At 35.3% G+C, this 13,526-nt stretch carries 7 protein-coding genes; all 7 read left to right on the top strand.

The annotated features are described in order from the left end of the window. The first annotated feature begins 4 nt into the window (after nt 1–4). Entirely contained in the window at nt 5–961 is a 957-nt protein-coding gene (locus tag Q4Q34_RS09640) for a PorP/SprF family type IX secretion system membrane protein (RefSeq protein WP_303318666.1), read from the top strand. Nucleotides 962–1,069: 108 nt separating this feature from the next. Then, the gene (locus tag Q4Q34_RS09645; RefSeq protein ID WP_303318665.1) at nt 1,070–2,956 is read left to right on the top strand and encodes an OmpA family protein; all 1,887 of its coding nucleotides are present in this window, start codon (nt 1,070–1,072) and stop codon (nt 2,954–2,956) included. A 212-nt stretch (nt 2,957–3,168) separates the two neighbouring features. Continuing rightward, the gene (locus Q4Q34_RS09650; RefSeq protein ID WP_303318664.1) at nt 3,169–7,119 is read left to right on the top strand and encodes a T9SS type A sorting domain-containing protein; all 3,951 of its coding nucleotides are present in this window, start codon (nt 3,169–3,171) and stop codon (nt 7,117–7,119) included. A 185-nt stretch (nt 7,120–7,304) separates the two neighbouring features. After that, nucleotides 7,305–8,327, top strand: coding sequence for a Holliday junction branch migration DNA helicase RuvB (ruvB, locus tag Q4Q34_RS09655; RefSeq protein ID WP_303318663.1), 1,023 nt, complete (start codon nt 7,305–7,307; stop codon nt 8,325–8,327). Between the two features lie 155 nt (nt 8,328–8,482). Next, the gene (locus Q4Q34_RS09660) at nt 8,483–9,820 is read left to right on the top strand and encodes a cytochrome P450 (RefSeq protein WP_303318662.1); all 1,338 of its coding nucleotides are present in this window, start codon (nt 8,483–8,485) and stop codon (nt 9,818–9,820) included. A gap of 200 nt (nt 9,821–10,020) precedes the next feature. Continuing rightward, entirely contained in the window at nt 10,021–10,947 is a 927-nt protein-coding gene (gene queG / locus Q4Q34_RS09665; RefSeq protein WP_303318661.1) for a tRNA epoxyqueuosine(34) reductase QueG, read from the top strand. Between the two features lie 275 nt (nt 10,948–11,222). Further along, nucleotides 11,223–13,520 (top strand): NADP-dependent malic enzyme, encoded by a 2,298-nt coding sequence (locus Q4Q34_RS09670; protein WP_303318660.1) that lies wholly within the window; start codon nt 11,223–11,225, stop codon nt 13,518–13,520. Nucleotides 13,521–13,526: the final 6 nt, after the last annotated feature.

Raw genomic sequence — 13,526 nt, forward strand, 5'->3', positions numbered from 1 at the left:
AACAATGAAAAATTTAAATATATATCATAAAATAGCTGCTTTGTTAAGTTTGACTTTCTTGTCATTACAAAGTTTTGCACAACAAGACCCTCAATTTACTCAGTATATGTATAATATGAGTGTTATTAATCCTGCTTATGCAACAGCAGATGAAGCGATTCTAAATTTAGGAGGCTTATATAGAACACAGTGGGTTGGCGTAGAAGGAGCACCAAAAACAGGAACTTTTTTCGCGCATACACCTATTAATGAAAAAATAGAAATGGGTATTTCCTTTACAAACGATAATATAGGAGATATTGTAAACGAAAATAATATTTATGCAGATTTCGCTTATATACTGCCCGTAGGATTTGAAGCCAAGTTATCACTTGGTATTAAAGCCGGGGTTACATTATTTGATGTTAATTTTGATGGCTTCAATTTACAATCGGGTAACGTATCTACCGATGTAGCATTTAATGAAAACATTAGTAAAACATTTCCTAATTTAGGTATCGGAGCATTTTATTTCACCGACAACTACTATATAGGTTTATCTGCCCCAAATCTACTAACAACAAAACATATAGAAACAGAAAATGGTGTGAAATCTACAGGAGTTCAAGACATTCACTATTTTTTAACAGGGGGATATGTTTTTAATATCAACAGAGATGTAAAATTTAAACCTGCATTTATGGCAAAATCAGTTAGAGGCGCACCGTTGTCTGTAGATGTTACGGCAAACGTATTATTCAATAACAGATTTGAAGCAGGGTTAGGCTATCGTTTAGATGATGCCATAAGTGGATTGGTAAGTTTTAGAGCAACACCGGAATTAAAAATTGGATATGCTTACGATTTTACAACCACAAACTTAGGTGATTTCAATTCAGGATCTCATGAAATATTTATTTTGTTTGATATTGATTTATTCGGCCTCAAAGGTGGGTATGATCGTTCACCTAGATTCTTCTAACCAAAAATGATTACAATTATGAAACATCCATTACTAAAAATTCAATACCAAAGAATAGATATGTCATGGGTGTTACATGTGACAGTTGAAAAACAATAAAATTTACACATGAAAAAACAAATATACATACTTGCAAGCCTTTTATTAGTTAGTGGAATGGCATTAGCGCAAAAAGGAAACTTAAAAAGGGCTAATAAGCTTTTCGAAATGAGAGCCTATATTGAAGCGGCTGAAATTTATGAAAAGAAAGAGCGTACTCAGGAAGTACTTCAGAATTTGGCAGACAGTTATTATTACAATGCCAATTTGCAAAAAGCGATAAAAACCTATCGCGAGCTATTTGTAACTTATGGAGATTCTATAGATATCGAATTGCATTTTAGATATGCACAAGCTTTAAAAGGCACTAAAAATTATAAAGATGCCGATTTTCATTTAAGCAGATATTTCAATAAAAAAATAAATACACCTGCTTTTATAGAAGGCTTAGAGAAAACGACGCCACACACATTTAAACTAAAACAAATTGAGAGTTCTAATTCAACTAGCGATTTTGGTTTATCATTTTATGGAGATAATAAAGTAGCTTTTGCTTCATCAAGAAATAGTGAAAATCCAGCGTACTCATGGAATAATTTACCGTATTTGGATTTGTATAAAGCAACTATGGGCGATGATGGTACAATGAAAGATATTACACCTTTTTCAGATGAAATAAATACAGAGTCTCATGAAAGTAGTGCTACATTTAGTAGCGATGCTAAGACTATGTATTTCAATAGAACAAATAAAACACGTACCAAAACTGACGAGGAAAGAATTGCCCACATCAAAATTTTTAAAGCAGAGTTGGTAGATAGTGTGTGGACAAACGTAACTGAGTTACCGTTCAATTCAAATGCATATAGTGCAGAACATCCAGCCTTAAGCAAAGATGGGAAAACATTATATTTTGCCAGCGATATGCCAGGGACTATTGGCGGATTCGATATTTACAAAGTAGCTATTAACGATGATGGGACTTATGGAGAACCAGAAAACTTAGGTGATAAAGTAAATACAAAACACCGCGAACAATTTCCTTATATAAGTGATCTTGGAGTGCTGTATTTTTCTTCAGACGGACATCTAGGATATGGTGGTTTAGATGTATTTAGAAGTAATATGGTAAATGGTAGCTTTGAAAAACCAATAAACTTAGGAGGTACTATAAATAGTAGTTTAGACGATTTTGCATATACCATAAGAGAAAAGAATAACAAAGGTTATGTGTCTTCTAACAGAAGTGGTTATGACAGGTTATATGGTTTTGCCAGAGAAGAGAATGTTTTAACCAAGTATTTAGTTGAAGGTATTGTACAAGATAAAACGAGTAAAGAATTATTAGTAGGGGCTTTAGTAACGTTATTTGACGAAACCAATACCGTAATTCAGGATACTATTGTAGGAGATAAAGCAGATTATTTGTTTAAAATAGAACCTAATAAAAAGTATAAAGTTCGCGGAACACGAAAAGCATACATTCCACAAGACGTTGAATTTTCAACAGATAGTAAAGGAAAAATTAGCCATAATATTTATTTAACTTTAGAATCGTATGCAGACGCAGAAGATCGCGTTAAGGAAAACGAAAGCGGTGATGTTCAAATACAATTGGATAAAATCTATTTTGATTTCGATCAATCTAATATTCGTAACGATGCCGCAACAACTTTAAACATACTTGTCGATTTGCTAAACAAATATCCAGATATGGAAGTAGAAGTATCTGCACATACAGATGCAAGAGGACCAGATCAATACAATTTAAATTTATCTAAAAATCGAGCAGCATCTACTTTGGAATATTTAGTAAGTAAAGGCATTGACAGAAACCGATTAAAAAGTATTGGTTATGGAGAAATGCAACCACTTAACAAATGTGTTAAAGAAGGTATTTGCAGTGACGAAGAATACGATATTAACAGACGCTGTGAATTTACCATTATAAATTAGCCAACCAACCTTTTATAACTAGCCATAATTTTAACCAAATTATTTGCTTAAGCCTTTTCGTTTCGGAAAGGCTTTTTTTATTAAATATAATCGATAAAAAACAATAAAGTTCGATAAAATGTAGTTTGTTGACTTTTTTTAAAGTATTTTAGCTCGTAAATTGTAAGAATAATAATATTTATTAACCAGCTAATAACCCTAAATTTTTTATTATGAAGAAAACTACTTTTCTCTTAAGTTTTGTATTATCCATTTTTTTTAATACGTCATCCTTTTCGCAAAGTATTACCATACTACCAATATCCAATGTGAGAGCAGAAGGAGAAACACAAGTTGCCATAGTTAAAAATGCAGGTGTAGATGTTGGGTATATTATTTTTCATGCAGACAGAAGGCCTGTAGGTGATGGTAACCACGTCTATTTACTTGCTAATTATTATAATCTCTCTAATACCCAAATAGGTAGCTCGGTAGAGCCTCTTGGAGGAGGAAACAGTAGTGAGTACGATAATGCTAACGATTGGCAATTAGTCACAGATAATAACCTCGGAATGGCAGCCTCTTTTGAACAAGTATCTAAAGATGCCACTGGTTTTTATACTGTCAATACTTCCACAGGAGCTATTACGGAGGTGCTGGATGAAAGAGCAGCATCGGGTCTTTCGGGTCTAAATGGTTCAGCCACGGTAGGAATTCTTAATAATGGGAATCTTATATTTGTTTACGCTAATGCGTATAGTCCTACAGCTGGGGAAATTAGTTTTGATATCATTAATCCAAATACGGGCAGCACCATTATAAGTGCAGCAGCTGTGACTACTCAAGCCTCAAATCCGACAGTAACAACTTTGCCGGATGGTGGTTTTTTTATAGCATATGCTCAAGGAACAACAGTTCCATTTAATACCAAAGGAAAACGCTATGATGCTAGTGGAACTTTGGTAGGTAGTGAAGTAACCATTTTTAATGGTACAGCAACTGTTTCTAATACAACAGAGACAATACTTAGTAATGGTTATGTATTAATTCAGGAAAGTGGGAAAGCGAAAATTTATGATTTTTCAGGGGGGAGTACTCCTGTACAAGTAGGTGGAGAAATAAGTATTCTTCCAGGTGATTTTCCTAAAGAAGAAAACGTTGGTGTTAAAGCTTTTAAAAATGGTGGTTTTGTTGCAGCTTATGTAGCAAGTGATAATGTTAATTTTCAGAATTTAGCGTATAGAATCTTTGATAATAATGGTAACCCTGCAACTTCAGGTCAAATAGATATTACCTCAAGAAGTAATTTTGAAAGATCTGTAATTACTCCTGATTTGGCAACTTTTTCAGATGGTAGTTTTGTGGTTTCTTTTGGAAATGATGATAGTTCTACTGGAGGACATTCTAAATTGGAGCGTGCCATCGTAAAAAACATGTATCCTGTAATTGATTTAGATTTTGATAATTCTTCTGGAGGAATAGGTAAAGCTTATACTGCTGCAACACTAAACGGCCAATCTGGTGGAGTTGCTATTGCAGATTCAGATGTATTGCTAACAGATGCGGATGGAGAGGATATTTTTTCTATTACAATTGATATTTCAAATCAATTAGATGGAGTCAATGAGTTTTTAACTTTGGCAAGTGCCACAGGAGTTACAGTGTCGGGATCTGGGACTAAAACGTTAACATTAACCAATGCTGGTTCTGCTACCAAGTCTAATTTTCAAAATGCATTAGCGGCAATTCGTTACGAAAATATAAGTGCTTCAAACACAACAACTAGAAGTATAGTGACAACAGTTACTGATAACAATGCATTAACTTCAACTGCTACAACAACTATTGCTATCACTACAGCTAGTACTGTTTCAGATACCACGGCACCAGTATTTGAGAATAGTACCCCAAGTCAATCATCTGTGGATCAAACTACATTTACTTTAGAAACAGACATTGATGAAGCAGGAACGATTTATTATGTAGTAGTTGCCAATGGAGCAAGTGCACCTAATGCAGCACAGGTTAAAGCAGGTACAGATGCAGGTAATGCAGCACCAGTTAATAATGGAAGTGCTGCAGTTAACACAGGAGGATTTACCAATGATTTTAGTGTAACAGGTTTAACAGCAGGAACTGCGTACGATGTGTATGTTGTTGCGGAAGATACATCAGCCAACCTACAAACAAACCCGACTAAAATAGACGTTACAACAAATTCAATACCAGTAGTGGCTTTTACATCAACTAGCTCTTCAGGAGCGGAAAGTGTGAGCAGTGCAGATTTAGAAGTCTCATTAAGCACGATAAGTGGAAGTAATGTATCTGTAAATTATGTTGTAACAGGAACTGCGACAGGAAGTGGTACAGATTATACTTTAGCAAATGGTACATTAACTATTACGGCAGGTGATAGCAATGATAATATTACTATAGCCAGTATTGTATCCGATGCCATTTTGGAAGCTAACGAAACAGTCATAGTAACTATTTCTAGTCCAACGAATGCAACTTTAGGAACGAATCTAGTACATACGTATACTATTAATAACGACGATAGTGCCTCGGTAACGATTGCAAATGTCTCAGGTAATGAAAATGACGGAGCTATCACGGTAACAGCAACGCTAGATAATGCCGTACAAGACGGATTCACAGTAGATGTGAGTACAGCAGATGGAACAGCAACTACAGCAGATAGTGATTATTCCGCGGTAACAAGTCAGACATTAACCTTTACAGGAAATGCCAGCGAAACCCAAACGTTTACTGTAACTCCTACAGGAGATACAAAACTGGAAGCCAATGAAACGATCACCATTTCACAATCTAACTTAGCATCTACGACATTGTCGGTAAGCATCACCGATGGAGCAACGGTAACAGTAAACAATGATGATGCTGCAGCAGTGACCATAGCTAATGTTAGTGGTAATGAAAATGACGGAGCCATCACGGTAACAGCAACACTAGATAATGCCGTACAGGACGGATTCACAGTAGATGTGAGTACAGCAGATGGAACCGCTACTACAGCAGATAGTGATTATTCCGCTATAACAAGTCAGACATTAACCTTTACAGGAAATGCCAGCGAAACCCAAACGTTTACTGTAACTCCTACAGGAGATACAAAACTGGAAGCCAATGAAACGATCACCATTTCACAATCTAACTTAGCAGCTACAACATTGTCGGTAAACATCACCGATGGCGCAACGGTAACAGTAGACAACGACGATGCAGCAGCAGTAACCATAGCTAATGTTAGTGGCAATGAAAATGACGGAGCTATTACTGTAACCGCAACACTGGACAATGCCGTACAGGACGGATTCACAGTAGATGTAAGTACAGCTGATGGAACCGCTACTACTGCAGATAGTGATTATTCCGCTATAACAAGTCAGAGATTGACCTTTACAGGAAATGCCAGCGAAACCCAGATCTTTACTGTGACTCCTACAGGAGATACAAAACTGGAAGCCAATGAAACCATCACTGTTTCGCAATCTAACTTAGCATCAACAACATTGGCGGTAAGCATCACCGATGGAGCAACAATAACTGTAGACAATGACGATGCTGCAGCAGTAACCATAGCTAATGTTAGTGGGAATGAAAATGACGGAGCTATTACAGTAACTGCAACACTAGATAATGCCGTGCAAGGCGGATTTACAGTAGATGTAAGTACAGCAGATGGGACAGCAACTACAGCAGATAATGATTATTCCGCTGTAACAAGCCAGACCTTAATCTTTACAGGAAATGCCAGCGAAACCCAGACCTTTACAGTGACTCCTACAGGAGATACAAAATTGGAAGCTAATGAAACCATCACTGTTTCGCAATCTAACTTATCAGCTACAACTTTGTCAGTAACAATCACTGATGGAGCAACCGTTACAATCGATAATGATGATGCTGCTTTAGGTGTAGAAGATATATCATTAAAAGAATTAATAAACTTATATCCAAATCCAGTTACTAATAAATTATATATAAAAACAAATCATGTAAATGTAAAAGAAGTAGCACTATTCGATATTTTAGGAAAAGCTATAAAAAATATTAAGTTAGAAAACGAAATTATAGATTTTTCTACGATCAATGTTGGGATATATTTATTAAAGATACAAACAGATCGAGGAACTGTCGTAAACAGAATTATTAAGAAATAGATTATAAAAAATATAGAGTGTCAATATTCTAGATCAACTAAATTATTTGCTAAAGCCTTTCCAATATGGAAAGGCTTTTTGTTTATATTTGCTTATATCGAACTTTTTTGTCATTCCTGCGGAGGCAGGAATCTGTTTAATCTGAAACAAAATGTCACCCTTAGCGCAATCTAAGGGTCTGTAATATGAACGAGAATCTAGATCCATCCAACGAAAATTTCTCTCCAGAGGAATTAGATGTAGAAAAAAAATTAAGACCGTTATCCTTTGATGATTTTACTGGTCAGGATCAAGTTTTAGAGAACCTTCAAATATTTGTTCAAGCTGCGAATTTAAGAACCGAAGCTTTAGATCATACACTATTTCATGGGCCACCAGGTCTAGGAAAAACAACTTTAGCACATATTTTAGCTAACGAATTAAGTGTAGGTATAAAAGTAACATCGGGACCTGTTTTAGATAAACCAGGAGATTTAGCTGGTTTACTAACCAATTTAGATGAACGCGATGTATTGTTTATAGATGAAATTCATCGATTAAGTCCTATAGTAGAAGAATATTTATATTCTGCAATGGAAGACTATAAGATTGATATTATGATTGAGTCGGGACCTAATGCACGATCCGTGCAAATTAATTTAAACCCGTTTACCTTAGTAGGAGCTACAACGCGTTCAGGATTATTAACGTCACCAATGCGTGCCCGTTTTGGTATTCAAAGTAGATTACAATATTATAAAACAGATTTACTAACAACCATTATACAACGAAGTGCCAGCATTTTAAATATGCCAATATCTATGGAAGCCGCTATAGAAATTGCAGGACGAAGTAGAGGAACTCCAAGAATAGCAAATGCCTTATTACGACGTGTTCGGGATTTTGCCCAAATAAAAGGTAATGGAACCATCGATATAAAAATTGCAAAGTTTGCATTAGAGGCCTTAAATGTAGATGCACATGGATTGGATGAAATGGATAACAAAATTCTATCAACCATCATAGATAAATTCAAAGGTGGTCCTGTAGGGATTACAACTATTGCCACAGCGGTTAGTGAAAGTCCAGAAACCATAGAAGAAGTGTATGAGCCTTTTTTAATCCAGCAAGGCTTCATAATGCGTACACCTCGTGGGAGAGAAGTTACCGAGCAAGCGTATAAACATTTAGGCAGAATAAAAGGAGATATTCAAGGAGGCCTGTTTTAGTATTTTGTTATTCCTGCGAGGCAGGAATCTACTCGGTACGGCAATTGTAATATTTCTCATTATATTCAACATGGAAAGTGGTTGATAATTATATTTTTAACACTATTTTTATGAAAAAGTGATACAGAAACTGATGCTATTTTAATAATTTAAGCATGCCAAAATACAAGTACCCCAATAAAGTTCCCTTTTATAAATTCTTAATAAAATCATCTGCGATAGCAAAAAATCCTATTCCATTTCATAATAAATGGTTTAATGAGGTAGGCGACACATTTGCAATCAAATCACCTTTTTATGGACATATCGTTTTAACACGAGATGCTGTTGTAACGAAACATATGCTTCAGAAAAACCATAAAGTGTATCATAAATCTAAAATTCAAACCACCTATTTATCAAAATATGTTGGTTACGGTTTATTAACTTCAAGTGGTGATTATTGGTTAAAGCAACGCCGATTAATACAACCCGCATTTCATAAAGAGAAAATTCAAAATCTTGTTGAGATTATAGATAAGGCTATTAATGAACAAGTAAACAAAATTGGTACAGAGGACTTTGTTGATTTATATCCAATAATGAATGAGCTGGCATTCGAAGCCGTCGCTAAATCATTATTTAATTTTTCAGCAGAAAAAGAAACCTTAAAACGATTGCAGTTTATCATTGAAAAATTACAACTATTTATTGTTAAAGAATTAAGAATGCCATATAAAAAATTATGGTACACAGTAACTGGAGAGATTAAGTACCATATGACATTGGTAAAAGAAAGTCGAAACATTATTAATTCAATTATAGACCAAAGACGAGAATCAAAAGAAGCACACGACGACCTTCTGGATATGTTACTCTCTGCAAAGTATGAAGATGGCTCATCTATGACTAACGAACAATTAATTGATGAAATATTAATTTTGTTTGTAGCGGGCCATGAAACAACGGCAAATGCACTAACATTTACGTTAAAACTATTGGCTCAAAATAAAGAAGCCTTGACAAAGGTAGAAACCGAGATTGAAAAAACGAGTACTAAAAATTTAACACCTCTTCAAGAAATTTCTCAGTTAAATTACACAACGTGTTGTGTTGAAGAAAGCCTTCGATTATATCCCCCCGCTTGGATAACAGATAGAGTAAATATTGAAGATGATAAAATAGATGACTATGTATTAAAAAAGGGAACCATTATAGGGGCGTCTATTTATGAATTACATAGAAATAAAAACTATTGGAACCAACCGGAAGTATTCAAACCATCTCGTTTTTTTGAAGAAAACAGAAAAGGCATCATGCCTTATTATATGCCATTTGGCGCAGGACCAAGGTTATGCATAGGTAATAACTTTGCTATGTACGAAATGATATTAGCTGTTAATACCATATTGAAAAAGTTTCATATATCTACCGATAATAGTACGATAAAAACAAATCCTTTAATTACTCTAAAACCTGTTGATGTTAAATTGAAGTTTACTTTAAAAACTTAAATAGTTCTATAGTGTCAGGCTGAGCGCAGTCGAAGCCTAAAAGGAGTTTGTTAAACGAGCACTTTGACTGCGCTCAGTGAGACATCATAGAATTCATTTATATTTACAACATTAATTCTATTTTAAAATAGAAAGCTTAATTTGCATAGATAAGTTACATCGTAACGTAGGGCCGATCGTAGCCGAAGCCCAATAGAAGAATGAATTCAAAATCAAAACATACAACTCTCATCAAAACCGAAGCCAAGCGCCTCGGGTTTTTATCATGCGGTATAAGTAAAGCACAGTTTTTAGAAGAAGAAGCACCTAGACTAGAAAAATGGTTAAATAAAAATATGCATGGACAAATGCATTATATGGAAAACCATTTTGATAAGCGTTTAGATCCAACAAAACTGGTAGAAGGTTCCAAAAGTGTTGTTTCTCTGTTATTGAATTATTATCCGTCAGAATTCCAACAAGACAAGACCGCCCCAAAAATCAGCAAATATGCATATGGAAGAGACTACCATTTCATAATAAAAGACAAACTCAAATCGCTCTTAAATTTTATAGAAGAAGAAATAGGAGAGGTAGAAGGACGAGCCTTTGTAGATTCTGCTCCCGTTTTAGATAAAGCCTGGGCTGCGAAAAGCGGATTGGGCTGGATTGGAAAGCATAGTAATTTAATAACCCAGCAAGTTGGCTCTTTTTATTTTATTGCAGAGCTTATTATCGATTTAGATTTAGAATACGATTTACCAACAACAGATCATTGTGGCACATGTACAGCATGCATTGATGCCTGTCCAACACAAGCAATAACAGAACCTTATGTCGTAGATGGAAGCAAATGTATTTCTTATTTCACCATAGAATTAAAAGAAAATATTCCAACGGAGTTTAAAGGCCAATTTGATGATTGGATGTTTGGTTGTGATGTGTGTCAGGATGTATGTCCCTGGAACCGGTTTTCAAAACCACATAGTGAACCCCTCTTTAATCCACATCCGGAACTCTTGTCCATGACTAAAAAAGACTGGGAAGAGATTACCGAGGATACCTTCAAAAAAGTATTTCAAAAATCTGCAGTTAAGCGCACTAAATATTCGGGTTTAAAAAGAAATATCGAGTTTTTAAAAAGATAAATGACGTTGGAAGCGAGAACTTACCAAAATGACTAAATAAACCTATCTGCAATATCAGCTTTTTAATCAAAAAGGATTCTTTGACGTTCTTCACTAGGTAAATAAAAAAATTTGATTTTTGCTTCAAAGGACAAAATCTGTGCTGAGCTTGTCGAAGTATACCGCTATAGTTTTGCCTTGAGGGAGTTCATTTCAAAAAATTCTTTTATTGTATTAAACGCTTAAAAGGTAAGATAGGATTGTTATATTTGGGGTTTCAAAAAAATTAATCCATTATGAGTGAAGAAAGCAAACGAAGAGAGGCCCTTATATATCACGCAAAACCAAAACCAGGTAAGATAGCAGTAGTTCCAACTAAAAAATACGCAAGCCAAAGAGATTTGTCTTTAGCCTATTCACCAGGTGTAGCAGAACCTTGTTTAGAGATTGAAAAAAACAAAGACAACGTTTATAGATATACAGCAAAAGGAAATCTAGTAGCCGTAATTTCTAATGGAACGGCTGTTTTAGGCTTAGGGAATATTGGTCCAGAAGCATCAAAGCCAGTGATGGAAGGAAAAGGTCTTCTGTTTAAGATTTTTGCAGATATTGATGTGTTCGATATTGAAGTAGGAACCGAAAATGTTGATGAATTTATTCAAACTGTAAAAATGATAGCACCTACTTTTGGTGGGATCAATTTAGAAGATATTAAAGCACCGCAAGCTTTTGAAATAGAAAGGCGACTTAAAGAAGAGCTAGATATTCCTGTGATGCATGATGATCAACACGGTACAGCTATTATTTCTGCTGCTGCGTTGATAAATGCTGTGGAATTAGCAGAAAAAAAGATAGAAGAGGTTAAAATAGTAATAAGTGGCGCTGGTGCTGCAGCTATTTCTTGTTCTCGTTTGTACCAAGCCTGTGGTGCAAAACGAGAAAATATGGTCATGTTGGACAGTAAAGGTGTTATAAGAGACGATAGAGAAAACCTTACCGAAGAAAAAGCAGAATTTGCTACACATAGAAAAATAGACACCTTGGATGAAGCCATGAAAGATGCCGATGTGTTTATCGGGCTTTCAATGGCAAATATTGTATCTCCAGACATGTTGTTAGCTATGGCAAAAAACCCAATTGTTTTTGCTATGGCCAATCCAGACCCAGAAATAAAATACGACATCGCTGTTGCTACTCGTAAAGATATCATTATGGCTACAGGCCGTAGCGACCATCCTAACCAGGTAAATAATGTGTTAGGGTTTCCATTTATATTCAGGGGAGCATTAGATGTTCGTGCTACAAAAATAAACGAAGCTATGAAGATGGCTGCCGTTAAAGCATTAGCAAAATTGGCAAAAGAACCCGTTCCCGAGCAAGTTAATATAGCTTACGGAGAAACCAGACTTACATTTGGAAAAAATTATATTATACCAAAACCTTTTGATCCTAGACTGGTTGCCGAAGTACCACCAGCAGTAGCTAAAGCAGCTATGGAAAGTGGTGTAGCTAAACACCCTATTGCTGATTGGGAAAAATATAAAGATTCATTGTTAGAGCGATTAGGTTCTGATAATAAGTTGGTTAGGTTACTCTTGAATAGAGCTAAACTGAACCCAAAACGTGTGGTATTTGCTGAAGCAGATCAATTGGACGTTTTAAAAGCAGCTCAAATAGTACACGAAGAAGGCATAGCACATCCTATTCTATTAGGTAGAAAAGAAACCATAGAAACGCTTAAAGCAGAAATTGAGTTTGATGCAGATATTCCTATTATAGATCCAAAAACGGAAGAAGAGAACCCCCGTAAAAATAAGTATGCTAAAGTATATTGGGAGCAGCGTAAACGTAGAGGTGTAACCTATTATTCAGCACAGCGTTTAATGAGAGAGCGTAATTATTTTGCTGCCATGATGGTTAATGAAGGTGATGCTGATGCTCTTATTTCGGGATATTCCCGTAATTATCCTACAGTAGTAAAACCCATGTTAGAACTTATTGGTATGGTGCATGGCGTGACACGTATTGCAACCACCAATTTAATGATGACAAAAAGAGGTCCCTTATTTTTAAGTGACACCTCTATAAATATTAATCCTAATGCCAAAGACTTAGCTAAGATTACTCAAATGACAGCTAAGGTTATTAAGATGTTTGGTTTAGATCCAGTACTAGCAATGGTATCGTATTCAAATTTCGGATCATCAGAAAATGAAATGGCATCCAAGATTAGAGAAGCTGTGTCGTATTTGCATCGTCATTTTCCAGATATGAATGTAGATGGTGAATTGCAAACAGATTTTGCTTTGAATGATGAGATGCTTCGGGAAAAATTCCCATTTTCAAAATTGGTTGGGAAAAAAGTAAATGCATTAGTTTTTCCAAACCTTGATTCTGCAAATATTACTTATAAATTATTAAAAGAATTGCACGAAGCTGATTCTATTGGCCCTATTATGATGGGTATGAAAAAGCCCGTGCACATTCTGCAATTAGGTGCTAGTGTTGATGAAATTGTAAACATGACTGCTATTGCGGTCATAGATGCTCAACATAAAGAAAAATGGGAGTTAGAAAATGCTGGTAGGAAGTAACTTAAT

It is taken from the genome of Flavivirga abyssicola (assembly GCF_030540775.2).
GTDB classification, from domain to species: Bacteria; Bacteroidota; Bacteroidia; order Flavobacteriales; family Flavobacteriaceae; genus Flavivirga; species Flavivirga abyssicola.